At 42.3% G+C, this 26,376-nt stretch carries 16 protein-coding genes; 3 read left to right on the top strand and 13 right to left on the bottom strand.

Annotation, left to right across the window (positions count from 1 at the left end):
- Nucleotides 1–30: 30 nt before the first annotated feature.
- The 4 genes from VRK28_RS07660 to VRK28_RS07645 form a co-directional block, all read right to left on the bottom strand.
- A complete protein-coding gene (locus VRK28_RS07660) occupies nucleotides 31–705 on the bottom strand; it encodes a hypothetical protein (RefSeq protein ID WP_332393680.1) in 675 nt (224 codons plus the stop codon).
- A gap of 215 nt (nucleotides 706–920) precedes the next feature.
- On the bottom strand, nucleotides 921–3,149 hold the full coding sequence (locus tag VRK28_RS07655; RefSeq protein WP_332393679.1) for a UvrD-helicase domain-containing protein: 2,229 nt from the start codon (nucleotides 3,147–3,149) through the stop codon (nucleotides 921–923).
- A complete protein-coding gene (locus VRK28_RS07650; protein ID WP_332393678.1) occupies nucleotides 3,142–5,280 on the bottom strand; it encodes an ATP-dependent nuclease in 2,139 nt (712 codons plus the stop codon). Before VRK28_RS07650 ends, VRK28_RS07655 begins: the two co-directional genes overlap by 8 nt.
- Before the next feature lie 493 nt (nucleotides 5,281–5,773).
- Nucleotides 5,774–6,958, bottom strand: coding sequence for an NAD(P)/FAD-dependent oxidoreductase (locus VRK28_RS07645; RefSeq protein WP_332393677.1), 1,185 nt, complete (start codon nucleotides 6,956–6,958; stop codon nucleotides 5,774–5,776).
- A 322-nt stretch (nucleotides 6,959–7,280) separates the two neighbouring features.
- On the opposite strand from VRK28_RS07645, the gene VRK28_RS07640 reads away from it, so the two are divergent.
- Nucleotides 7,281–9,416 (top strand): S8 family peptidase, encoded by a 2,136-nt coding sequence (locus VRK28_RS07640; protein WP_269408130.1) that lies wholly within the window; start codon nucleotides 7,281–7,283, stop codon nucleotides 9,414–9,416.
- A 75-nt stretch (nucleotides 9,417–9,491) separates the two neighbouring features.
- Here VRK28_RS07640 and VRK28_RS07635 read toward each other — a convergent pair whose 3' ends face one another.
- The 5 genes from VRK28_RS07635 to prlC all read right to left on the bottom strand — a co-directional run bounded on the left by VRK28_RS07635 (nucleotide 9,492) and on the right by prlC (nucleotide 16,286).
- Nucleotides 9,492–9,965: a peroxiredoxin gene (locus VRK28_RS07635; protein WP_063529354.1), complete on the bottom strand. Its 474-nt coding sequence runs from the start codon at nucleotides 9,963–9,965 to the stop codon at nucleotides 9,492–9,494.
- Between the two features lie 106 nt (nucleotides 9,966–10,071).
- The gene (locus tag VRK28_RS07630) at nucleotides 10,072–11,997 is read right to left on the bottom strand and encodes a methyl-accepting chemotaxis protein (protein ID WP_332393676.1); all 1,926 of its coding nucleotides are present in this window, start codon (nucleotides 11,995–11,997) and stop codon (nucleotides 10,072–10,074) included.
- A 150-nt stretch (nucleotides 11,998–12,147) separates the two neighbouring features.
- Complete coding sequence (locus tag VRK28_RS07625; RefSeq protein WP_130167287.1) at nucleotides 12,148–12,903, bottom strand: class I SAM-dependent methyltransferase; 756 nt, start codon at nucleotides 12,901–12,903, stop codon at nucleotides 12,148–12,150.
- A 43-nt stretch (nucleotides 12,904–12,946) separates the two neighbouring features.
- Nucleotides 12,947–14,125, bottom strand: coding sequence for a response regulator (locus VRK28_RS07620; RefSeq protein ID WP_062565980.1), 1,179 nt, complete (start codon nucleotides 14,123–14,125; stop codon nucleotides 12,947–12,949).
- A gap of 109 nt (nucleotides 14,126–14,234) precedes the next feature.
- Complete coding sequence (prlC, locus tag VRK28_RS07615) at nucleotides 14,235–16,286, bottom strand: oligopeptidase A (RefSeq protein WP_332393675.1); 2,052 nt, start codon at nucleotides 16,284–16,286, stop codon at nucleotides 14,235–14,237.
- A 151-nt stretch (nucleotides 16,287–16,437) separates the two neighbouring features.
- On the opposite strand from prlC, the gene gorA reads away from it, so the two are divergent.
- Both gorA and VRK28_RS07605 read left to right on the top strand, forming a co-directional pair.
- Nucleotides 16,438–17,799 carry a glutathione-disulfide reductase gene (gorA, locus tag VRK28_RS07610; protein WP_130167285.1) on the top strand — a complete coding sequence of 454 codons (1,362 nt, stop codon included), beginning with the start codon at nucleotides 16,438–16,440 and terminating at the stop codon, nucleotides 17,797–17,799.
- 204 nt (nucleotides 17,800–18,003) lie between these two features.
- Nucleotides 18,004–18,735: a glutaredoxin family protein gene (locus tag VRK28_RS07605; protein WP_063529318.1), complete on the top strand. Its 732-nt coding sequence runs from the start codon at nucleotides 18,004–18,006 to the stop codon at nucleotides 18,733–18,735.
- Between the two features lie 54 nt (nucleotides 18,736–18,789).
- On the opposite strand, the gene tldD is transcribed toward VRK28_RS07605, so the two are convergent.
- From tldD to rng, 4 genes are read right to left on the bottom strand one after another with little or no spacing between them, the layout of a single operon-like run.
- Entirely contained in the window at nucleotides 18,790–20,229 is a 1,440-nt protein-coding gene (tldD, locus tag VRK28_RS07600) for a metalloprotease TldD (RefSeq protein ID WP_055021391.1), read from the bottom strand.
- A complete protein-coding gene (locus VRK28_RS07595; protein ID WP_130167283.1) occupies nucleotides 20,226–21,056 on the bottom strand; it encodes a carbon-nitrogen hydrolase family protein in 831 nt (276 codons plus the stop codon). Before VRK28_RS07595 ends, tldD begins: the two co-directional genes overlap by 4 nt.
- On the bottom strand, nucleotides 21,046–24,903 hold the full coding sequence (locus tag VRK28_RS07590) for a YhdP family protein (protein WP_332393674.1): 3,858 nt from the start codon (nucleotides 24,901–24,903) through the stop codon (nucleotides 21,046–21,048). The genes VRK28_RS07595 and VRK28_RS07590 overlap by 11 nt, the downstream gene beginning before the upstream one ends.
- Complete coding sequence (rng, locus tag VRK28_RS07585) at nucleotides 24,903–26,375, bottom strand: ribonuclease G (protein ID WP_054563357.1); 1,473 nt, start codon at nucleotides 26,373–26,375, stop codon at nucleotides 24,903–24,905. Before rng ends, VRK28_RS07590 begins: the two co-directional genes overlap by 1 nt.
- Nucleotide 26,376: the final 1 nt, after the last annotated feature.

Genomic DNA, 26,376 nt, shown 5'->3' with positions numbered 1-26,376 from the left:
GCCCCTGCTATAGCAGAAGAAAAACTTAATTCACTGTCCGGAATTAGTTGACCACAACAGCTCTTCGTTAATCTGCTGCTTTAGAGAATCATTGGAGACTTTTTGTATATTAGTCCTAAGCATTTCTAGCGCGTAATCACCTTCAACAAGCAAAAGAGAGCTTAATGCAGAAGATCCAACAAAGGTATTTTGATTGTTAATCAATAGCTCAATCAACATATCAACATCTTCACGTTCGCCTAATAACCCGAGCCTACTGATTGCAGAATCCTTTAAAACATTCTCATCCGAGTTAATCATTTTAATGATGTACTTACGAGCACGGCTTTTATTCACGTTAGCATCAAAGCATCTATTCTTAAGGTTTAACCTCCACGTTAGAGAAGATAAGCGAATTAAGTTGTCATTTAGTAAGTGCTTTTGACTAGTATTATTCCAAATATCATTCAAAACCGTGTTGTATATTTCTGGATTAAACCCTCGACTAGACCAACCGATTGATATTAAGTTTGCAACTGAAAATACAGCAGCCCTATAACGTGTATCCCAGTAAGAACCAAGCTCTATATTTTGCACTGAGGTATCTGCTTTCAATATCGCTTTTTCCAAATCTGATGGCCACTGCCAACTAACATCATCAGCATGCGAATGAGATGTGATCACAAGTAGAAAACAAAATAATAAGTAAGCTTTAAAGCTGTTCATAGAATAATAAACTCGTTTCTGAGGTATCAATCGGAGTAATAGATTCATCTTCATATTCTGGATAAAATTTATATACTTTATTCATCTATTACTCCATTAATAACAACCACGCGCTAAAGCACGACCTACAAGCAAGTGCTAACCTAGTGGCCTAAAAACTATCTTCTAGAAACTTTAATCATGTGCAATGACAATAAAGTTTGCCCATAGAGCATCTAAATAAAGTTCAACTGAAGCTCTTTATTGATCCTAGCTACTTTCCAACCTTTAGTTTTTAATTTTTCAAAGTCCTCTATTGTCCAATCGATATTACTTGTGGCAGTTTTTTTATGGGATTCAGGTATAGCTAAACAAATCAGGTGAGTGGGTCGAGTTAATCCAACATATAACGTATTTAGCCAATCTTTTTTGAAGCCAGTAGCTTCATTAGCTCTTTGTTCCCCGAGAAGGTAAGGCTTCAATTGGCCAAGTATCGGCCCCCTATTTGTGCTTTCAAGTAACAATGTGGCTGTATGTGTCTGCCCTTTGACCGAATGAATAGTACCAAGCTTAAGCTCAATAATGACTTCACTATTAATAAGCTTATGCTTATATAAATTATTTCTTTCTCCCGCACCTTCTTCAAGATGACAATGAGAAAGATCTCCGTCATGCCAATCGATAAACTTAACTTTAGATGAGTCAATATCAAATCTATTAGTAAGGGCGCTTATCACTTCGAGTGAAACTTTCTTAAGGGCTTGCCAGCTATGTTCATCCACTTTATTTTGGTTAATCAAAGACTGAATAACAACTTGGGTATAGACTGCTGACAAAGAATCGCTAACTTCACGCTTAATGGCACTATGCTTATTTGTCATTGACTTTATCTTTGAAAAACTCGTTTTTGTAATATCATCGTGACTGTCGCCACCGATTAAAAAACAAGCTCTCAAGACTCCCTCGGCAAATTTTTCCATCCCAACAAATAGGCTTTTGGTATCCCTAATAAGATATCTGGCGTGATTCAGGTAATCAATTAAATACCTATGCTGCTGGTACTCTTTTGTCATCTTATCAGCAATATATGGCGTGTAATAATCCCTAATAGTTCTTGCAAACTCTGCAGTTGAAGGCGCTCCATCTCTCTCTTTGTGTACATGAGAACAAACCTTCACATTTGCAGCCTCAAGCTCACTAGAGGCTAGTTCTTTTGATAGGAGCTCCGCAAATGTTGGAATAACACTACTTCTAGTCTTTTCACTAAAAATCAATACACAATGATTACAACCTCCATTTAAAGCCGCTCTCACTCCCAGCATTGGAGTATTTAAAGGGTTTGTCTCAAAGTTCGCAGCAATTGATGAAATACTTTGATCAAACCTATGACTAACAGGTAAGGTCAATCTAGAAATGCTAGATGATGGGTACGGGTCTAAACCATCTGGTTGCATAGGAGGTTCAAAAGTATAAATAGTTTGATTAGCATCTCCGAACCTTTGCCTAGTGACAGTGTTTAGCTTTGGTATATCAGATAAAAATAGCTTGTGAAGCATTTTAGCCTGGGATGATGAAGTATCTTGCGCTTCATCAATGAATAGAAGAGGAAATCTCGCCCGAATTATTTTATAAACATCTTCAGATGTATTCATTAATGCTTCAGAGAAAACAAAAATATCACTAAAACAAAATACCCCCTTATTCACAACCTCTTCAATGCACTTTTTAAGTAACAGCGATAGATCTTTAGAAAGCTCAAACGGCTTTTCACCTCCGAAAGCGCTCACACGAACGGCGTTATAAGACTCATCAACTATCTTCCAATAAATGGGGATGCCCAATCTTCTTTCTGATATTTCTTTCTTCTCGTGATCAGCTAACCATTCCTGAGCTTCAATATGTTTTTTTGAAGTAGCTTTCGAACTCTGAATATCATCTAAGCGTTTCTCAACTTGTTCTGCAACAAAGTGATCAGTTAAGGGGAGGTAATTATCTTTTTGAAGTAACTTACGCCTTTGAGAGCGGCACAGATCATCATCAATACTTACTAGTGGAATGCCTTTTGAGTTTAAATATGGTTTAGCTAAAAAATCACTAAAAAAACTGTGAATAGTTCCTATGAAATGAGGGTGTCGAAGAAGCTTCTTCCCTTCATATGTACTTCCTAAACGCTCCTGAATTTCTTCTCTTGCTGCATTTGTCATAGACAGGACACAGATCCCCTGTGTTTTGGACGTCCAGTAACGTGATAATAGCGCTAATTTAGCAACAAGTACCGTCGTTTTACCGCTACCTGGGCATGCCTCAACATCTAATTCATCAAGATTTTGTAGAACGGCTATTTGATGCTGATCGAAGCCATTTGTTAAGCCTAGAAGTAACTCTACCCATTTAATATCTTCTGCAGAAAAAGGGAGAGCATTTCTATTCTGATTACAGCTTAGAAGCGATCGTATACTATTCATCACTAGCGCCCTCTAGGGGTAAAGGGCTCACTGCAGTAGTCACATGATTGATTGCTTCAACTAATGCATCCGGAAGCGCCCCTTTCCAGTATGCTATACGATCATATTTCGAACCATGGCTACACAACAGCTTGTCATCTAAATCTTCTAGCAATACTCCAAGGTGTTGGCCTGCAGCTGCTTTTGAAGCCTTTTTCTTCATAATAAGTGACGAGTTTTCATCATCTATATAGTCAGATACACTAACTGGGTTCAAGAAAAGTTCATACACTTTACCCGCCAATACGCTGATATCAGCATATTGACTCTTTAAGAATCCATAATAACTTTTAGCTGCAGTCACTATTTTCGCTTTATTAGCATTATCATACAGAGTCGAATGCTCAGCTTTAGCCAAACACGCAGCTACTGTAACCTCTTCAGCTAAGCCATGATATGCTAGAGAATATTCCAACGTCCAAGGGCCAGAATAAAAGCCTTTAACAAAAGCCCCTTTATAATTACGTTTAGCTGCCTCAATTTTCAGTGTATCGAATGTATTTCCCTCGAAATTAGAAATCACATTCTTTGGGAAATCTGCGTCTAGTTGTTCAAAGTTGGGGATTCCACCATTTTTGATTGCTTCATTAGCACTATCCCAAAGAAAATCGAGTTGTGTCTTGTTTTTTACGCTTTCAAGTTCAAGCTCTCGAGCAGCCGGAAAAGGGATTAAATCCCAGTCATGTAAACACGCAACATTAATACCTGGGTTAGGATAAGTCTCAGTACCAGAGAATATATTTGCATATCGACTAAGCCCTGTATGTCCAACATTGACAATAGACACACCGTTTTCTGTGAAATCTTTACCTAGTAGCTTGGCTATAGAGGGAACTAATAAATTCTCTGCGTCCCCTTCAACAATCATCACCCCTCGACAGAAAAATAAGTTCGATTTTGTAGCATCAATAAAGCGTTCTAAAAAAATGCAATCATCTTCAGGTAACAGACCTGCAGCATTAAAAGGAAGCACTCTACCTTTATTAACCATTGTCATACATTTAATTGGTAGTTTTGAAGCTAATGTTGGGCTATGAGTTGATAGCACAACTTGTAAATGAACATTGTGCTCGTCTCTATGTTTTTGCACTTTGCTTTGGAGATACTGGATTAACTTTAGCTGTCGTTGAGGATGTAAATGTGCTTCTGGCTCCTCAATAATCAGCAAAGCAGGTTCATCTTTGGAGTCTGCGAGAAGAAGCATTTCACACGCAATATACAATAGATTATTTGAACCTAACCCACGTCTACCACCAATATTATCCAAAGAAATACCTATTTTCTCTAGCATCTGTTTTTTAAGTACTTCTTCATCTGAATCAGGCCCTATACCTAATTTAGCACTGAGGTTATCTCCTGACATCTGCAGAGGCTTCAAAAAATTTGCATTAAGGACTTCTGTAGTTTCAGCTATTGCAGGCTGCCTTTCTAAGAGTTGATTCACCAATCGAGCAATACCAACAACACCAATTTTATCAATAACTTCACCAAATTTATCTTCAGATACTGAAGCTAAATCAATTTCATTTTCCCCAAGGTCTATTTTTGATTGCTTCCTCAATATTTTTGAAATTCGTGAGTTTCTCCCAGCATCCATTTCTTTTTCCGCATCTCGAAGCGGTCTAAGATAAGTAGCCCGAAGATTATCTCTCACTTCAGCATCTATTTCCTTTAACCCGCTTGCTGAAGTTGGAAGACCTGCAAAAACTGTAGTTCGCACTTTTCCGTTGCGAAGAGCTGCATTTAGCGTAATTTTTAAAACAACTGGGTTCTGCTCAATCTCAGGTTGGTAAGTTAAATAGTCAGCAAAATACCCCTGCTCAGCGAGAGATAAATCAATAAAGAGAACTTTTATGGAAAATTCCTCGGCCTGAATACCTTTAGAGGAATAATGGAAGTCCTCAGCAGTAGCTCTAAGGCTTTCTTGATCCCTAGTACCAAAAATCATTCTCAATGCATCAATGATCGCCGTTTTTCCAGCATCGTTTTCACCAACAAGCGTATTCAGTCCAACTTGCAGTGGAAGCTTTAATTTGTCACTTCCCTCTCCAAAACATCTAAAGTTTTCAACAACCAGTTCACTTATATACATAATTACCATCCATAGCTATTAAAGATAATTTCACACTATCACTTAATACATTAAATGTGTTAAATAAAAATTATTTGACGCACATCATTATTATTTTATGTATTCCCAAGGAAGGGACCTTTCAACTTACTTTTCATGCATGGATCAGAAAGTGATTTAGCTTAACCCGAATGGTTTTACTTAACCACTTGCCATATGTGTGAGTTATAACCAGAGCATGTTCTAAACATAATCGTAGTTTTAATTCGTGGTTTGTATATTCAAGAATGCAGCTCCTTGAGGAGAGAAAGGTGGGAAAAGATGTATCGAATCTAAATAAAGTTATGTAGGTCGTCATTTATGGCGTCATAAAAAACGCGCTAAAGCACGACCTACAAGCAAGTGCTAGCCTAGTACCTAGAGCCTAACTCCTAGAGACTAATCCCTATGACCTAACCACTAACATCTTTCCCCTTACAACTCGCAACTCGCAACTCGCAACTCGCAACTCAAATCAACAATACTGCCCTGCTGCAAAGCCGCAGCTCCAGGCGTATTGGAAGTTGTAGCCGCCTAGCCATCCGGTGACGTCGGTGACTTCGCCGATAAAATAAAGGCCCGGTGACTTTTTCGCTTCGAAGGTTTTTGAACTTAACTCGTCGGTGTCTACACCGCCAAGCGTGACTTCGGCTGTTCTGTAACCCTCTGTGCCGTTGGGTTTAATTTGCCAATTGTGAGTGTAGTCATGTAACGCATCGATTTGCGCATGGCTTAGTTGGTTTACATTGCAATCTGGGATCGCTTTCGTGTCATGCAGCATTTCAACAAAACGCTTTGGTAAAATTGTCGCAAGGGTATTTTTTAGTGACTTTTGCCCTTGGCTTTGACGCCACTGCTCAAGCTGCTGTTTTAAATCGAGCTCGGGTAACAAGTTGATGTACACAGTTTGCCCTGCACGCCAAAAAGAGCTGATTTGTAAAATAGCTGGGCCCGACAGGCCGCGATGAGTAAACAAGATGTTTTCTTTAAACTGGGTGCCATCTTCACTGGTAACCAGACAAGGAATGCTGATCCCCGATAACCCATCAAAGCGATCTTTATCATGCTGGTGTAACGTAAATGGCACTAATGCCGCCATAGTTGGCAGCACTGTTAAACCAAATTGCTCGGCAATTTTATAACCAATTGGTGATGCCCCAAGCTTAGGCATGGTTAATCCGCCCGATGCGACAACTAACGACTCACATTGATAGCTGTCTTGCTCAGTAATAACTTCATAGCCCGCATCGGTTTTTGTCACGCTGAGTACTTCGTTACGCAGCGCTATGTTAACACCCGCCCACTCACACTCAGTTAAAAGAATGTCGACGATATCTTGAGCGCTGTTATCACAAAATAACTGGCCCAGCGTTTTATGGTGATAGGCCAAGCCGTGACGGTCCACCAGCTCTATAAAGTCATGCTGGGTATAACGACTTAGACACGATTTTACAAAGTGAGGGTTGCCACACAAGTAGTTGTCTGGGCTTGCGTTTTCATTGGTGAAGTTACAACGCCCGCCGCCGCTGATTAATATTTTACGGCCCGGCTTTTTGCCCATATCAAGCACAGTAACATTGCGACCACGGTAGCCTGCTTGTGCAGCACACATCAAACCTGCGGCACCGGCGCCTATCACAATTACATCTACTTGGTTCATTACTCATACTCACTAAAAAATTTAGCTGATTATAACAAGTTATTGTCGCTGCTGTGTTAACACTGAGGTGTTTTTACAAAAAAGATAAAACCAAAAAACGAAATAAAGTAAAAACTCAAAACCGTAAAATTATAACTTTATTATGAGAAATGCGTAGAAAAACACCATTAAAAGACTAGTTTAGACGTCTATACATTTAGTTATAACCAAAATAGAGACAACCATAATAAAACGATATTTTAACTAAATTTACATTTATTTTACCTTTGTCCCCCTTCGCGAAAAATATCGTGGAGATTTACATAACAATCTAGGGATCATTATGACAACTAACAACAACTTGAAGAAGTGCGCAATTGCACTGAGCTTGACTGCGTTGTTTGGGACGACGGCAGCAATGGCTACTCCAAACCAACTAATGTCACCATCTATGCAGGAAACTGCGGCGAAATTACAAGGTCAAGAAGGCTTTGGTACACAATTCATCATCAAGTATAAAAACAACAGTGATGAAATGATGACAATGTCGGCAGCAGAACAAACGCCGACTATGATGAACAAAAAAGCAAAAGGCTTTGTTAAAAACTTCACCAGTAAAAAAGGTAAAGTAAAAGCACAATATGTTCGTGCAATGGCGATGAGTAATCACCACGTAATGCGTGCTGATAAAAAACTTTCTGCTCAAGAAGCACAAGAATTCATGCAAGAGATGGTTGCATCAGGTAACGTTGAATACATCGAAATCGACCAAATGTTAAAGCCATTTGCAACGCCTAACGACCCACGTTACGACGACCAATGGCACTACTACGAGCAAGCGGGTGGTCTTAACCTTCCTACTGCGTGGGATACAGCAACGGGTAGCGGTGTGGTTGTTGCGGTACTTGATACAGGTTACCGCCCACATATTGATTTAAATGCCAACATCCTTCCTGGCTATGACATGATCTCTAACGTGTCTGTAGCTAACGATGGGGGTGGTCGTGATAGCGATGCACGCGATCCGGGTGATGCAATCAGCGCTAACGAATGTGGTTACACACATGGTGCGCAAAGCTCAAGCTGGCACGGTACGCACGTTGCGGGTACTGTTGCGGCAGTAACTAACAACGGTGAAGGTGTTGCCGGTGTTGCATACGATGCGAAAGTAGTTCCTGTACGTGTACTTGGTAAATGTGGTGGTTTAACTTCTGATATCGCTGACGGTATTATCTGGGCTTCAGGTGGTTCAGTTTCTGGCGTACCAGCAAACGCTAACCCTGCTGATGTTATCAACATGAGTTTAGGTGGTAGCGGTTCATGTAGCTCTACAACACAAAGCGCTATCAACCAAGCACGAAACAACGGCACTGTGATCGTAATCGCTGCGGGTAACGATAACGATAACTCTGCAAACTACAACCCAGGTAACTGTAATGGTGTTGTAAACGTTGCATCTGTTGGTCGTAACGGTGGTCGTGCTTATTACTCAAACTACGGTAGCAACATTGATGTTGCAGCACCGGGTGGCGCACAAAGCTTTGCGAATGACTCTGAAGGTGTGTTATCAACACACAACTCAGGCTCTACAAGCCCAAGCAGCGATTCATATCACTACTCGCAAGGTACATCGATGGCAGCACCACATGTTGCGGGTGTAGCAGCGCTAATCAAGCAAGCTAAACCATCTGCAACGCCAGATGAAATCGAAAGCATCTTAAAATCAACAACTCGTTCTTTCCCGGCAACATGTACAAGCTGTGGTACAGGTATTGTTGATGCAGCAGCCGCTGTGGCAGCAGCATCAGGCACAACACCGCCACCACCAACAGGCAATGTGTTAGAAGATGGTCAAGCCCTAACAGGTTTAAGTGGCTCTGCTAGCAGCCAAACTTTCTACACAATGGAAGTGCCAACAGGTGCAACTAACGTAACCTTCACAATGAGTGGCGGTACAGGTGATGCTGACCTTTACGTTCGTGCAGGTAGCGCACCAACAACGTCAACCTATGATTGTCGCCCGTATAAAGGCGGTAACAACGAAGTATGTTCTATCGATAACCCAACAGCAGGCACTTACCATGTAATGCTCAATGGTTACTCTGCATACTCAGGTGTTAGCCTTGTGGGTGATTTAACAACTTCTGGCGGTGGTTCAGGCTCAGGTTCACCACAAGCAGGTGGCGGCACAGTGACTGATATCTCTGCAAGTGCTGGTCAATGGAAACATTACACACTAGAAGTACCAGCAGGTATGGCAAGCTTCACTGTTACGACGTCTGGTGGTTCAGGTGATGCTGACTTATTCGTTAAGTTTGGTAGCCAACCAACGTCATCTAGCTATGACTGTCGTCCGTACAAAAACGGTAACGCAGAAACATGTACATTCAGTAATCCACAAGCAGGTACGTGGCACTTAAGCTTAAATGCTTACCGTACTTTCTCTGGTGTAACATTGGATGCACAGTATCAACCTTAATAGTTGATCTCCCCAGTATCCCCCTGGGACTTTTCAGCCGGACTTACGTCCGGCTTTTTTGTATTTATATTGCTATTAAAGCTTTTCAAGAACAGCTTCAGCGCGGCTTACTACAAACTCTTTGTCTTGTTCAACAAACAGCCCTGTTACCGTTTGGTTTTCAACGATCATCGCATAACGCTTTGAACGTACGCCACCAAAGCCAGCTGTGTCTTTATCTAGACCAAGTGCTTTAGTAAAGCTTGCATCACCATCGGCTAACATACGAATATGCTCAGCGTTATGAGCTTCACCCCATGCTTTCATTACAAATGCATCGTTCACCGATACGCAGTAAATTGCATCAACGCCTTTCGCGGTAATTTTATCGGCTAGCGTAATAAACTCAGGTAAGTGAGCATTTGAGCAGGTTGGCGTAAATGCACCAGGCACCGCAAATAACACTACTTTTTTATCTGCAAATAATGCCTCTGTTGATAGGGTTTGCATGCCCTCGCTAGTTAATTCACTAAGGGTTGCTGCAGGTAAAGTTTGGCCTTGTTCGATCATTGTAATTCCTTGAAAGAAAATAAGAGTACAGAGTATATACCCAAAAAATTGAATACCGCATGATTTAAGGGCAAACAATGCAAACCATTGCTCGCCCATTGAAGAGTTATAAACCTAAACTGGTTTTAATGGTGTGCATTTGCTCTTGTAGGCGATGCTGAATATCACTAACCAGTGAGTTTGACTCACTTACCTGCCCTTTCATGCTCTGCATTGATTGGCTAAAGTTTTCGAGTAAGGCATTTTGCTGTTTAGCAAGCTCCATAGCATCAAACGCGACTTTATTAGCATCTTGCGCGTTATCGGCAACACCTTCTGAGTTACGTTTAAGCTCTTGAGCATTTTGTGTTTGTAGCTCGGCATCAGTAGCCAGTGCACTAATTTGCTCTGATACCATGGTTGAGTTTTCACTTAGGCGGTTTAGCTGATTATTGATGTCATCAAGCGAGCCTTGTGTTTGTCTTGCAAGCTTTCGTACTTCGTCAGCGACAACCGCAAAGCCTCGACCATGCTCACCTGCACGTGCCGACTCAATCGCCGCATTCAATGCCAGTAGGTTTGTTTGCTCAGCAATGTTTTTGATCACCTCAATAACTTGGCCAACATCATCAACGCCTTTTAATAGCTCTTTTAAGCTATCTAGACCTTGCTCAACGCGCTCTTCAGTGCGAGAGCTTGCGGTTAACATGCTGTCGGCAAAGCCTAAGCTCTGCTCCATCGCACCAAAGGTTTGTTTGGCGTTATCAGCAACTTGACCATTAATGTTATTAACCTGCTCACCAATGTGTTGAATATCAGTAAGTAAACCTTGGTTTTGTTCAACCTGAGAGTGGCTGGCGTCCGTTTGCTGAGCAATGGTATGTAAGTGCTCGCTCATCTCTAGCATAAAGTCGTTAATAACCTTAAGCATTTGTGCTCGCTCTTCTGCCTCACCACGCTGGCGTTCAATCAATTGATTAAAGTAATGAGCAATTTCACCAACCTCGGTTTTCGGGTTTTTACTCTCAATGTTTTTAAGTTCATTACTTTCAATCAAGAAGGCAAAGCCATCACGCAATTGGCGCAGAGGGTTAAGCACTTGGTTGCGCTGTACAAAATACACACCCGCCGCTAAAACCACCAGCATGCCAATAGCGACACAAAACACGATAAACACTTGTTGCTTAAGCTGGCTTTGTTCATCTTTTAATTTTTGCTCTGCACCGAGCACCGTTGCAGACAACGCGCCGATTTGTTCGCGCAGTGCTTGCATGCCGGTTTGTCGTTGCTCAGCTTGCTCAAGTGTTGATGCTAAATCACGAGGGAAACGTTTAGGCCAGCTTGTTAGCTCAGCTTTAATATCACCGGCTAAATCTTCTGCTTCTTCACCAAAAAATAAAGCGTCTTCATCCACTTCACTCATTACACCTAGGTTTTCGAGTCTGTCGATTTTAGTAGCAAGGGCATTTAAGTTTTCAACACTTTGATTAAGGCTGTTTTTAGTATCTTGCTCAAAGTTGATCACTAACTTGTAAGTATATAAAGCAAGTGATGTCACTTCGCTGTAGTAGTCAGCAGCAAGTTGATAATATTCAAGCGCAAGCGCTGTTTGCGGCTGTGCTTTACTTGCATAGCCAATTAACGAAGAGGCAGAGCCTGCCATTTGTCTTAACGAGTTATCGAGCAGTGCCATTTCGTTACCCGATAGCTTACCTAAAGCGCGATACTTACCGTTAATGTCTTTATCGAGGGCCGTAAGTTGGCTATTTAGTTGACCCGCTAGATCTTTAGGTAGCTCAGCTAAATGCTGCTTTTTAACATCGCTTATCAGCGTTGAGGCTTTATTTAAGTGTTGGCTGTCACCTTGCTCTAAATAATCATCAAGGTAACTTTTTAAATCAATAATGATGGTGTTTTTCAGCTTATTATAAGCGTTATCTTGTTGCTCTAAGCCGAGTAAGGTTTGACTAGCCCAGAACAGGGTGGCTGCCAGTAAGATACTGGCGAGTGTGAGTAAAACGGCCAATAGCCGAGTAAATGATGACACGCGCATAAACGATATTCCCAAGTAACGTTACGCGCGTAGAATATTAACCTTTTATGACAATTTGATGTAAACCGTAAAAAATAACAGGTAAAAGCGATAACAACTAACCCAAAAGGGTTAAATAAATACCAATTCGCTTAATATTGCGGATTAGTATCAGACCATTGCAGCTTTTACGTATACATCAAAGCGGTTCTTCTTGGTTTTGATTTGCATACTCGGGGTTTTGTCATTTAGAAATGGGGCGTAATCAGGGCGCTTCACAACGACTCGCTTACTAGCAAGCGGATAAGCAAATTCTAATAGATCATCGGCATCGCTATCTCCGCCAACAAGCTCTTGAAATACTCGCATTTCTTTTTTAACTAGGGCTGATTTTTCACGATGAGGAAACATAGGATCTAAGTACACAACATCAGGTGTATCACTACACTGCGCCAGTAAAGTATGGCTTGAGCCAAACACTAGGCTCATGTTTTCTTTCATCCAAGGGCCAATTTCAGCATCGTTATAGGCGCGTTCTAGGCCGTCAAATAATAGTGCAGCTACCACTGGGTGGCGCTCATGCAAAATCACTTTACAGCCTAGTGATGCCAGTACAAAGCCATCGCGGCCAAGGCCTGCAGTGGCATCAAGCACCACTGGCGTGGCACCTTTGTTTAACCCAACCGCTTTTGCGATAGCCTGTCCTTTACCACCACCAAACTTGCGTCGATGAGCTGCAGCACCCGTTACAAAATCAACATGAATAGCACCAAGTTTTGGCTCGTCCTTTTTCTTCAGGCTAAGACCTTGGTCGTCATAATGAAGCGAAAAGCCTGCATTTTGTTCAGCCCATTCGGCCAAACCAAAACGCTGTTCAATCGCATCTAAATAAGGACGCATTTCTTTAAAAGGACAATGAATTACCACGCAAAACTCCGAGCTATATTATTCGCCGCCAGTATAGCATGGCTTAAAATAGCTCGATATCCGTTTGTGAGGTCACATCTTCGGTCTCACTCGGCTCAGCCATTTTCTGTAAGCTCGCTAAAAGCTCACTACGCGATTCGATAATATGTTTTAGCTGAAACTTTATAAACGATAAGTCTTCATTCAGTGAGGTAAATATTAGCTGAGTTTGCTTTAATTGCTGCAAGTGAAATGCGACTTCGTCGCTGCCCGATAAACCACTTTGCTCAATAGACTTATTTAGCTCATCAAGTTGGGCGGCAAATTTCTCTACAGCATGTTCGCGCGAATCACTGTTTTGGTACATTTGATCAGATAACTCATTAAACGAGTTACCAATTTGCTGCGCCTGAGTCAGTGCCCGCTCATTGTTTTCCATATCTTGTACTTTGGCGTTAGTCACCTCAAGAATATGCGGAAATAGATCTTTATAACGACCATAAAGCTGGGCATCATCAAGTGGCATATTTTTGATCAGCATCGACACTTTAGGGTAATTAATAATAGTGCGATGGCTAAAATCAACAAAGCGATTTGCATCACGGTGTTTTTCGAGCAGCTCTTGCTCAAGTGGACACACCCCGCCCTCAGCACTACAAAATATGCCTACATCTTGATACCAAAACGCCAGTACGACATCGAGCTCCATCGGATTAAAAAACTCAAACATATGCTCAGATAAGGCTTTGATATCGTGTGCATGATAGCTTTGCCCAACGTAGCGCATTATACGACCCATATCCCCTGAATCTGTCATCGCGATTTCGGCAGTGATTTGCGCTCGCTCTACATCACTTTTAAGCTTTTTAGAGTGCTGACGATATTGATATAACACGCGAATACGTGCCATCAGTTCTTCAGCATTAAATGGTTTTACAATGTAGTCAGCTGCACCCGCGTTATAACCTTTTACACGGTCTGGTAGGTCAGCTTTACCCGATAAAAACATCACAGGCGTGTCTTTTGTTTGCGGGTTAGCTTTTAATTCGTTACATACCTCAAAGCCCGTTTTACCCGGCATTTCGATATCTAGTAAGATGATATCAGGGTTGTACTTTAACGCCTGTCTTAATCCTTCGTCGCCATTTTTAGCATGGATCAGTGTGCAAAAGCCCGATAGCGATTCCTCAATCACATGATGGATATATTTATCATCATCAATGGCTAATACAAGTTTTGACATGCTTAATTCCTATAAACTCTTTTTTAAGAAGGATAGTACGAGAGCGTGATTTTGCGAAGAAATATTAATAAAAAAAGCGCCTTACGGCGCTTTAGATCAACAAACTTTATTATGCAGCAATGCCGCTGTGTCTAAGTAGTGCATCAACTTGAGGTTCGCGTCCTCGGAACTTTTTAAATAGCTCCATCGGCTCTTCACTACCCCCTTTCTCTAAAATGTTCTTTAAGAAAGCTTCGCCCGTTGCTGGGTTAAAGATGCCTTCTTCTTCAAATTTAGAAAACGCATCAGCCGAAAGTACTTCAGCCCACTTGTAAGAGTAATAACCTGCGCTGTAACCGCCCGCAAAAATGTGGCTAAAGCCATGCTGAAAGCGGTTAAATGCAGGCGCTTTAACAACGGCCGTTTTACTGCGCACATCATCAAGAGTTGCTTGAATATTACATGGCTCACCCGCTTTGTAAGTATGGTGAATAGTAAAGTCAAACAACGAGAACTCAAGCTGACGCAGCATTTGCATACCTGATTGGAAGTTCTTCGCAGCTAGGAGTTTATCTAATAACTCTTTTGGTAACGGCTCATCTGTTTCGTAATGACCCGAAATAAAGCTCAGCGCTTCTTCTTCATAGCACCAGTTTTCAAGGAACTGGCTTGGTAACTCAACCGCATCCCATGCAACACCGTTAATACCTGCAACTGGCGCAGCATCAACTTGTGTCAACATATGGTGAATACCATGACCAAACTCATGGAATAACGTAGTCACTTCGTTATGGGTAAACAAGGCAGGCTTATCACCCACTGCTTTATTAAAGTTACACACTAAGTACGCAACAGGGGTTTGTAATTCGCCGTTTGCACGTACTTTTCGACCCATGCAGTCATCCATCCATGCGCCGCCACGCTTACGATCGCGAGCGTATAAATCTAGATAAAAACGGCCACGTAAAGTATTGCTACTATCGTAAATTTCGAAAAAACGTACATCAGGGTGGTAAGTATCAAACTCTGTGACTTCTTTTACGTTAATGCCAAATAAACGATTTACAGTAGTGAATAAACCACTTAAAACTTTATTAGCTGGGAAATATGGGCGCAGTACTTCATCAGAAATCGCGTATTTTTCTTGCTTAAGTTTTTCGCCGTAGTAAGCGTAGTCCCATGCAGCCAGCTCAGTCACACCGTGCTTATCTTTTGCGTAAGCTGTTAGCTCAGCAAGCTCTTGCTCAGCTTGCGGTTTTGATTTGTCGGCTAAATCTTCTAAGAATGAGAAAACTTGCTCTGGCGTTTCTGCCATTTTAGTCGCCAATGACATATCAGCGTAGCTGTTAAAGCCAAGTAACTCGGCAAGTTCATGACGCAGGGCAAGCTCTTCGCTCATAATAGCAGAGTTATCAAACTCACCGGCATTAGGGCCTTGATCAGAAGCACGCGTCACAAACGCAGTGTAAAACTCTTCACGTAACTCACGGTTATTAGCATAAGTCATGATTGGTAAGTAAGATGGAAAATCTAACGTGAATACCCAGCCATCTAGCTCTTTACTTTTAGCTGTATCAGCACCAAGGGCTAACGCAGACTCTGGTAAACCAGCCAGTTCGCTTTCATCTGTAATGTGCTTTTGCCAAGCGAGTGTGGCATCCATTACATTATTACCAAACTTAGAGGCCAGCTCAGATAAACGCGCACTGATTTCGCCATAACGCTTTTGTTGCTCAGGCTTTAAAGCAATACCAGAGAGCTCAAAATCGCGCAGTGCATTAGTAATGGTTTTTTGCTGGGCAATCGTTAGTGTTTTAAATTCGTCACTATTGTGAAGCGCGTTGTAAGCATCGTATAAACCTTGATGCTGACCAACAAACGTTGAATACTCAGATAACAACGGCAAACATTGCTCATAGGCTTCACGTAGCTCGTCGTTATTAACGACAGAATTCATATGTGATACCGGTGAAAATAAGCGTGATAACTTGTCATCAGCTTCTTCAAGCGGAAGCACCAAATCATTCCATGTGTATGATTTAGTTGCCAGTACCTCATCTATTTTGGTACGACACTCAGCAATCGCTGCTTTTAATGCTGGCACTACGTGTGCTGGTTTAATTTTAGAAAACGGCGGAAGCCCTTCTAAACCAATGAGTGGGTTATTTTCTGCAATTGTCATTTTCGTTCTCAAATTTTATGCGAAGATGATTTTGAAGTTGGGGCGAATTGATGAAATACAAGGGGCTTAACCTTGGTCTTTATTATGCTATTATCAACTTATTACTAAATCGATTAATTAATAAAGAATTATCTATTTTTGAGGACAAACTATGGCTCAGCATTTTGATTACATTGCAATTGGTGGTGGTAGTGGCGGTATTGCCTCTGCAAACCGTGCAGCAATGCGTGGCGCAAAAGTCGCTCTTATTGAAGCAAAACACATGGGTGGCACCTGTGTAAACGTGGGTTGTGTTCCAAAGAAAGTTATGTGGCACGGCGCACAAATTGCTGAAGCAATTAACGCGTATGCACCTGACTACGGCTTTGATGTTGAATTAAAAAGCTTCAGCTGGGCTAAATTAGTTGAAAGCCGCGAAGCGTATATTGGCCGTATTCACCAAGGTTACAACAAGTACTTATCTAGCAATGGTGTAACTGTAATCAATGGCTTTGCTAAGTTTGTTGATAACAAAACAGTTGAAGTAAACGGTGAGCTATACACGGCAGACCATATCCTTGTTGCTGTTGGTGGTCGCCCTACTATTCCTAACATCCCAGGCGCTGAGCTTGGTATTGATTCAAATGGCTTCTTTGAGCTAGACGCACAGCCTAAGCGTGTTGCGGTGGTTGGTGCTGGTTACATTGCCGTTGAAATCGCAGGTGTACTTCATAGCCTTGGTACAGAAACACATCTGTTTGTTCGTAAAAACAAACCACTACGTACTTTTGACCCATACATCGTTGATACGCTTGTCGATATTATGGCAAAAGAAGGCCCTACTCTTCACACTGAGTGCACACCAAAAGAAGTGGTTAAAGAAAGCGATGGTAGCTTAACAATTCACTTTGAAAATGGTCACAGCCAAAACGTTGATGAAGTTATTTGGGCAATTGGCCGTACACCTACAACTGACAAGATCAACCTTGCAGCGGCAGGTGTTGAAGTAACTGAAGGTGGTTACGTTAAAGTAGACGAATTCCAAAACACTACAGCTGAAAACGTATACGCAGTTGGCGATATCATCGAAAACGGTATTGAACTTACGCCAGTAGCCGTTAAAGCAGGTCGCATTTTATCTGAGCGTTTATTCAATAAAGAATTACCTGATGATTTAAAAATGGATTACGAGCTAGTACCTACAGTGGTATTCAGCCACCCACCAATCGGCACAATTGGTTTAACAGAGCAGCAAGCGATTGATCAATACGGCAGCGATAACGTTAAAGTATATAAATCAAGCTTTGCAGCAATGTACACAGCAGTTACTCAGCACCGTCAAGCATGTAACATGATGCTAGTGTGTGCTGGCGAAGACGAAAAAGTTGTTGGCTTACACGGCATTGGCTTTACCGTTGATGAAATGATCCAAGGCTTTGCTGTTGCAATGAAGATGGGCGCAACCAAAGCAGACTTTGATGCTGTTGTGGCTATTCACCCGACTGGCTCAGAAGAGTTTGTAACGATGAGATAAACTAGCTTTGCGAGTTGCGAGTTGCAAGTTGCGAGTCAATTTTAAAACCTTGTGGTGCTGCCACAAGGTTTTTTTATGCTTAAAGCTGGCACAAACCTTGTAGCTGTTAATTAAGTAACCAGTTATAGCAAGAATTTGCCCTTATTTACTGTGTAATTAAGCAACTTTTACGCAGTACTCAAGGCATTTTTACAAGGAGGCACTGTGTCTAAGTCTGCAATTTTATATCGCATGGTGACCGATGAGCATATTTGCCCATTCGGTTTAAAATCAAAAGATTTATTAGAGCGTCATGGTTACGATGTTGATGACCGTCACTTAACCAGCCGTGAGCAAACTGACGAATTCAAACAGCAGCATGATGTAAAAACCACACCACAAACCTTTATCAATGATAAACGCATTGGCGGTTACGATGATTTGCGCGACTTTTTTAATCTGCCCGAGGCAGGTCAGCAAGGTACTAGTTACACCCCTGTATTAGCGATTTTTGCAGTGACCATGTTACTAAGCTGCGGTTTTACTTATGCCAGCGGTGAAGCTTTATTTTCTATGCAAAATCTGATGCTGTTCGTGGCATTATCAATGGCCGTATTAGCGATACAAAAGCTGCAAGATTTATTCAGCTTTTCTAACTCATTTATTACCTATGACTTACTAGCCATGCGTGTCGTGCCCTACGCCTATGTTTATCCATTTATCGAGGCGTATGTAGCGATAGGTATGGTGGCTAAATTACCCGCCTTAGCTGTTGCACCATTTTCATTATTTATTGGTGGTATAGGTGCGATATCGGTTATTAAGGCTGTGTATATCGATAAACGAGAACTGAAATGTGCCTGTGTTGGTGGCGACAGTAATGTGCCGCTCGGCTTTATCTCTCTGAGTGAAAACTTATTTATGATTGCCGCAGGTATATGGATGCTATTTAGCTAATACAAAAACGCGAGGGATTACCCTCGCGTTCATTTTAACTATTAGTGAGGATTATTAAGCCGTACCACCCACAGTTAAGTTATCAATTTTAAGGCTAGGTTGGCCCACTCCTACAGGAACGCTTTGGCCATCTTTACCACACACGCCAACGCCTTTATCAAGCGCTAAGTCGTTACCTACCATCGAAATTTGCTGCATCACTTCTGGGCCATTACCAATCAGTGTTGCGCCTTTGATAGGTTGTGTGATTTTACCGTTTTCAATTAAGTAGGCTTCAGAAGCACTAAATACAAACTTACCCGACGTAATATCCACTTGGCCACCACCGAAGTTAGGAGCAAAGATACCTTTTTTCACCGAGCTGATGATATCGGCTTGGCTGTGCTCGCCACCTAGCATATAGGTGTTGGTCATACGTGGCATAGGTAAATGAGCGTACGATTCACGGCGCGCATTACCAGTAGGGTTTACACCCATCAAACGGGCATTTAGCTTATCTTGCATGTAGCCTTTTAGAATACCGTTTTCAATAAGCACGTTATACGCAGCTGGTGTCCCTTCATCATCCACGTTCAATGAACCACGACGATCAGCAATAGTGCCATCATCCACGACTGTACACAGCTCAGATGCCACCTTTTGACCTACTTTACCGCTAAACGCTGATGCGCCTTTACGGTTAAAGTCACCTTCTAGACCATGGCCTACCGCTTCGTGTAGTAACACACCCGGCCAACCTGCGCCTAGTACGACTTCCATACTACCCGCAGGTGCATCGATTGCTTCTAGGTTTACTTTTGCTTGGCGAACAGCTTCTTCAGCGTATTCCATCCAACGCGGTTTGCCATCGACTAATTCTTTAAAATAGCCATAATCTAAACGCGCACCGCCCCCTGCACCACCGCGCTCACGACGGCCGTTCTTCTCAAGTAACACTGAGCAATTTAAGCGAATAAGCGGGCGAATATCGGTGGCAAAGGTGCCATCACTTGCAGCAATTAACACTTCTTCATAAACCGCCGACATTGAGCTGATCACTTGCTCAGCATCCGGCGCTAATTGACGAATATAGTTTTCAAGTTCACGTAGCAGGCTTACTTTGTCATCGTTGCTCATGCTTTGAATTGGTTGATGCGGTGCATACTGCTCTTTAGCAGCAACATCACTGAATACTTGAATCGTTTTGTTTTCGCCAGCATTGGCAATGCTGCGCGCTGCCGTTGCGGCTTTGTTTAACGCTTCAAGGTTAATCGCATCTGAGTATGAAAAACCGGTTTTTTCACCGCTAACAGCACGCACACCCACACCACGCTCAACGTTGTATGAGCCTTCTTTTACTAAACCGTCTTCAAGCACCCAAGATTCGTGGTGACTCGATTGAAAATACAGATCGGCATAGTCCACTTGGTGCTGATGAATAAAAGCGAGCGTTTTTTCTAATTCTTCTCTCGTAAGTTGGCTGTCATGTAATAAATGCTGTTCAACCGTGTTCATAATAAATGCTCTCTAAATCGTTGCTGAGACTGCACAGGCATGTCTTGGCGAATTGTATTCAAGCGGTTTAAATCAAGCTCATGGCTGATAAACCCGGTACCAGAGGCAAGCTCACTGAGCGTTTCTCCCCATGGTGAAATAATAATGCTGTGACCATAAGTGTGGCGGCCATTCTCGTGCTCGCCCCACTGTGCTGCGGCAACCACATAGCATTGTGTTTCGATTGCCCGCGCAGCTAATAAAATATGCCAATGAGCAGCGCCGGTGACTGTGGTAAAGGCACTGGGCACTAAAATAAGCTCAGCCCCTTGGCGCTGCATGGCGGTGAATAAGCCACTAAAACGTAGATCATAACATACTGCTAAGCCAATTTTACCAAATGGCGAGTCGACCACCACAATATCGTTGCCTGCTTGCGTCGCATCAGACTCTCGGTAACTGCGCGTAGTGTCGGCAACATCCACATCAAATAAGTGAATTTTATTGTACTGCGCAACCACATCGCCTTGGTTGTTAAATAAAAACGAGGCAGCTAAATACTTACCATTTTGCTGTGAAACAGGCAGGGTGCCAGCGGCTAACCAAATATCATGTTGCTTACATAAATCAGCAAGCTTCGCTTTATATGCCTCACTTTGCAGACCTAGTTCATAACTTGCTTGGCTTTGCTTACTAAAGATCAAAAAGCTTTCGGGTAAACACACTAGCAATGGCCGAGTTGCAGGAAGGGTTGATAATGTCTGTGCTAAAAAAGCGAGGTTTTGCTCAGCATTCATGCTTGAGCACATTTGCACTGCAACAACCTGTGGGTGAGGGTTAGCCTTCATTGTTATCTAAACTCGCTGAAGATGCGGCATCTTTTAATTTTAGTTGCGTCGACGACTGCGGCTGGCTTTGCGCGGCTTGCGGTAACGTCACTTCACGGCTCTTACGATCCACTTCTTTCACAACAGGATCGTTCATACTACCTGTTACTTTAAAGTTGATCTCTGAAATCACCCGCGCCGAGTGAATCACCTTATCGATTGCCAGCGCTGCCAGACCACTTACAGGGTTAACCATCCATGCCACAATCACTGGAATACTCGACGTCACCTGTGGTGCAACCGCTAGGTCGTAATCAATTTCAAAGGTGTTTAAATTAGTATGGCCTTTAATCGTTAGATCGGCAGGCACACCATCAAGCTTGGTATCTTGGGTGTAAGCTATGCCCTTTTCTAGCTGCATGGTGCCTTGCATGCTGTTATAGAAAAAGCCTTTCGAGAATACATCTCTAAAATCCAGTTTCAGCTTACGCACTAACGAATCTAAACTCAGTAAAGAGAATACTCGCGCACCACCATCACTTATTTCTGCAAGGTGCCCTTCACCTAAACGCCAATCTAATTCACCAGCTAAACTTGGTACATCAAAGCTATAAGGTGCGCCTTGCCAAGCAAGATCAAACTTAATATTGGCATCTGAATCTTTTACTGTGGTGGTGATATCAAACTCATCAAATAACTCGCCAATGTCGTCACTTTGTAAGTTACCGCTAAAGCGTGTTTGCCCATCAGCAAATTGCCCTTTACCACGTAATACGTGATCGCCTTTGTCGATGACCAGCTCAGTGAACAAGAGTTTATCGTTCTCCCCAACTAAGCTGCTTTTAATTTTATCGAGCTGATACTCAGCCACTTTACAATCTTCACAGTTAAACTCGATGGCTGGGACTCGGGTTAACCAGCTTAAATCTTCTGGTTCTGAGTCTTGCTCTGTTTGCTCTGTGGCTTCGTTAAAATTAATACGCAGGTAGTCAGTAAAAATTTGAATTGGTCTGCGTGTCTCACCTGTTGGAATAAGCGCATCGGCACGTAATTCTTTAGCATTTAGCTTTAACTCTAAATCTGATTGCTTTGGTGCTAAGCGAAATTCAAAATCATTAAAGTCGATATTGTGTAGTGCCAGTTTATTAAATTTACCCGTTACGTTGTTGAATGCAGGCATCACACTTGGCGCATCAGACTTAACTTTGGTAAGCGCAATAATTTGATCAATTAAGCCAAACCAAGGCACTATTTCGGTTTCTGGTAAATCGATTGATACCGCAAAACCTTCACGATTAAGCCCTAAATCTTGTGCACCTAAAATTAAATGGGCATTACTAAATTTCTTTTCGCCGTTATCTAAAATCGCATTAAAGAATAACTGCTCATCGATATTCGCGGTGATCAAGTTAGAAATACGGTCGCCCTGTACCACTGCGGTTAATGGCCATTTCTGCTCTGCGCTTTTGTTATAAGGTGCAGGCAGCTGGCTAGTCACACCGATTAAATTACCACTGACATCGGCGCGGTAATTAAAGTCATTCGGTAAAAAGTTAAGCGACACATTAATATCTACATCACTTTGGCCGCTTAAGTAACCGGCCAATAAACCATGAGCTTGTTCAATTAAAGGCTCAGCTTCAAGGCCCAGCTTTACCGCAATTTCGGCGCGATAGGTATCAGCCACATTTTCACTGTTGTAGTTGGCTGTAAGTGCCATGCCCATCCAATCTGCTTTGGCATTTTTTAAGTCGATTTTATCGTTATTAAACTTAACAATACCGGTCATGTGGTTAAGGGTGATACCTGGCTGTGCAAGATAAACTGGAATATTGGCCAATTCAACTTCACCAATCGCATCAACATGACCCGAACGTAAATTTACTAACAGCTCAATATCGGCAGTCGCTTCGCCTTGCGGTTGCACAACTTCAAAAACACTCGCCAAAGGCTTGGCAAGCGGAGTGGCCGTAAAAAATGGATTAAGCTTATCGCCATGAGCACGTTTATTAATGGCAACTTTTAGGATATCTGCATTCATTAAATCAGCAATACTGACATGAACACTCTCCCCCAAAGCGAGGTTAACCAGCTTGCCCGACTTGCTATAGATATCCATGCGCTCATTTTCGAAATGTAAAATGACGTTGGCATCTTCAACTTCTGGCCAGCTTGGTGAAAACTTATATTTAGCGTTTTCAACATTCGCTAACACTTCAAATTGACCTTGCTGCTCTTTAAACGGGAACCCTTTAAATGGCCCCGAGAACAGCACTTGAGCTTTATTAACTTCACCGCCCTTAATTGCACCATTTAGGTAATTAACTAGCTTTTCGCTCATTACAGGTAACGGGAAATAATGCCCAGCGACTTTGGCATCAGGGGCATAGGCTTCGGCATATAAATCTAACCGCGGTTCATCGGTCAGGCTTAGCATCATCTCTGCAGCCACAGTAACTTCGTCGTTATCAAGCCAGATATTATTGCTACTAATGCGCCAGCCATCATCGTAATGGTGAAGGTCAAGTTCTACATTTAATTGATTGTAGGCAATATCTTGGCTAAAGCTGCCGTTCGTTAGCAGTTGATTGTTCTCGCCATATAACTGAATTCGCCCAGCTGATTGATTAATTAAGCCATCAACACGAATCGCCTGACCGCCAGGAATGCCCTGCAGTGACAGCCAATTAATTTGTTCGCCCTGAAACCAAAGTTGCCAGTTATCTTGCTGACCCAACTCAAGATAGGCATCACTTAACTGACCATTGGGTTGACGGGCTAAAAACGGGGCAAGTACTTCAAAGTTACTTAACTGCGATAACTTTGCCAGCAATGCAAAATCAAATTGCTTTAACCAAATTTGGCTTTTATCGCCAAGTTGAGCTTCAAACTGTAAGGTTGGCCATTGTTTTAAGTCACTTTCAAAGGTGAGCCCGGTGCTTTTTAAGCGCCAGCCATTTTGCTTTGGAAATAAATGAAAACCACCTTCACTTAAACTAATTTGGTGCGCTTCTTGGTTTTGTTGCCAGTTAATGAAACTCGGTAGCCACTGCACTTTTACATCGCTGATCAGGCCTTTTTCAAGACTAAACCAGGTTTGTAAATTGATGTCTGAAGTAAGTTGCTGCTTGTCGGTATTAATATATTGCGCCAGCCACTTAGATACATCAACGTTAGCTGCTTGCACATAGATATCGCCAGCCATGGTCTCAAGAGTCGAACCATTCAGCGCCATGCGAGCGTCAAAACTACCAACCGAAATTCCTGGTAACGCTAATGTGCCCGAGCCTTGATGTTGCTCTGGGGTATTTTGCCAGACAATGTTTTCGAGGATCAGCTTGCGCTCTTTACCATCATTAAGGGTAAAATTAAGGCTGCTATCTTGCACCGCAAAGTGACCCGTTTCACCAAGGAATAAGCCTTCAATTAGTTCTTTTTGCTCAAAGTTGCTGGTTTGCTGGTTATTCCCCAAATCAAGCATAGTGGGTAAATCAACATCAGCATGAAAACCATTGATCACAAAATAGTTCGATTTAAGCTGACGGGTTTTTACTGATTCCCATAAGTTAACTTCAAGGCTAGCCTTATCAATGGTGAGTGCTATTGGTGAGGTTTGGTTATCTTCAAAGGAAATATCTTCGATGACTAAGGCAGGGCCTTGCCCATGCCAACTGGCAGAAATTGAGCCAATTGCTAAATTTACATCAAAGCGTTCATACAAAAACGCTTCTATATCGTCTTTATAATCATTTGCGTATGGCAGTGAATACTTAACCACAGAGACAATAACGGCCAGCAGTACGAGAGTAATAGCAAATACTTGCCATAACTTACGTAAACAATAAAAGCAGACCGTTTTTGCCTTCATTACATCATTACCACATCAAACTGTTCTTGGTTATATAAACTCTCTGTTTGAATACTGACTTGCTTACCGATAAATAGTTCCAGCTCAGCAAGGTTGTGATACTCATCGTTGATCAATGCTTCGCTTACCGAAGGAGCTGCGTAAACCATAAACTTATCAGCTGCATAAGCACGGTTTACCCTAACGATTTCACGCAAGATTTCGTAGCAAACCGTTTCTACTGTTTTTTGTGAGCCGCGCCCTGAACACGCAGGACACACATCACAAAGAATGTGCTCTAAGCTTTCGCGGGTCCGTTTGCGGGTCATTTCTACTAAGCCTAGTGCAGATAAGCCGTTTATGTTGGCTTTTGCACGATCTTTTGCAAGTGCAGACTCAAGTGAATGCAAGACTCGACGTTTATGCTCATCGCTAACCATATCAATAAAGTCGATGATAATGATGCCGCCTAAATTACGTAAACGTAGCTGACGAGCAATCGCTGAGGTCGCTTCGATATTAGTATTAAAAATGGTCTCTTCGAGGTTACGATGGCCAACAAACGCACCGGTATTTACATCAACGGTTGTCATCGCTTCGGTTTGGTCGATAATTAAATAACCACCCGATTTAAGCTCAACTTTACGATGTAGCGCTTTTTGGATCTCGGTTTCAACATCGAATAAATCGAAAATAGGTCGCTCACCCGGGTAGTACTCTAGTGCTCCAGATAACAGCGGTACAAATTCTTCAGTAAACTCTTTAAGCTCTTGATAGGTTAGTTTTGAGTCAACACGAATACGCTCCATATCTTCACCTACGTAGTCACGTAGAGTACGAAACGCCAGTGTTAAGTCTTCATGCAAGATGCTTTCTTTACTGGTTTTTTTGCGCTTGGTGACGATTTTTTGCCACAGTTTTTTCAAGAACTCAGCATCGTGACGTAGTTCAGCTTCCGACGCCCCTTCTGCTGCAGTACGAACAATAAAGCTGCCGTCATCATCACCATATTCGGCAACAATTTTCTTTAAACGCGAACGCTCTTCTTCCGTTTCAATGCGCTGGCTTACCCCTACGTGTGTTGCATCTGGCATAAACACTAAATAACGAGAAGGAATAGTGATATCAGTTGTTAAGCGCGCGCCCTTGGTTCCTAGCGGGTCTTTAACCACTTGCACCATGATATGTTGGCCTTGGCGCACAAGCTCACGAATATCTTGTACTTTTTTGATTGGCTGCTCATCAACGCCTTCTACAATTGAGGCACTGTTTACAATGTCTGATGCATGTAAAAAGGCGGCTTTCTCTAAGCCAATATCGACAAACGCAGCCTGCATACCCGGTAGTACGCGACTGATTTTACCTAGGTAAATATTGCCCACGATCCCAAGGTTGCCAATTCGCTCTAGTTGGATTTCTTGCAGTACGCCATTTTCGATAAGCGCAACGCGACTTTCGCTCGGTGTAACGTTGATCAGTAATTCGGTGCTCATG

The sequence above is a fragment of the Pseudoalteromonas sp. P80D2 genome, assembly GCF_036680945.1.
GTDB lineage: Bacteria > Pseudomonadota > Gammaproteobacteria > Enterobacterales > Alteromonadaceae > Pseudoalteromonas > Pseudoalteromonas shioyasakiensis.
The sequence above is the reverse complement of the archived record's forward strand: the minus strand, read 5'-3'. Positions and strand labels throughout refer to the sequence as shown.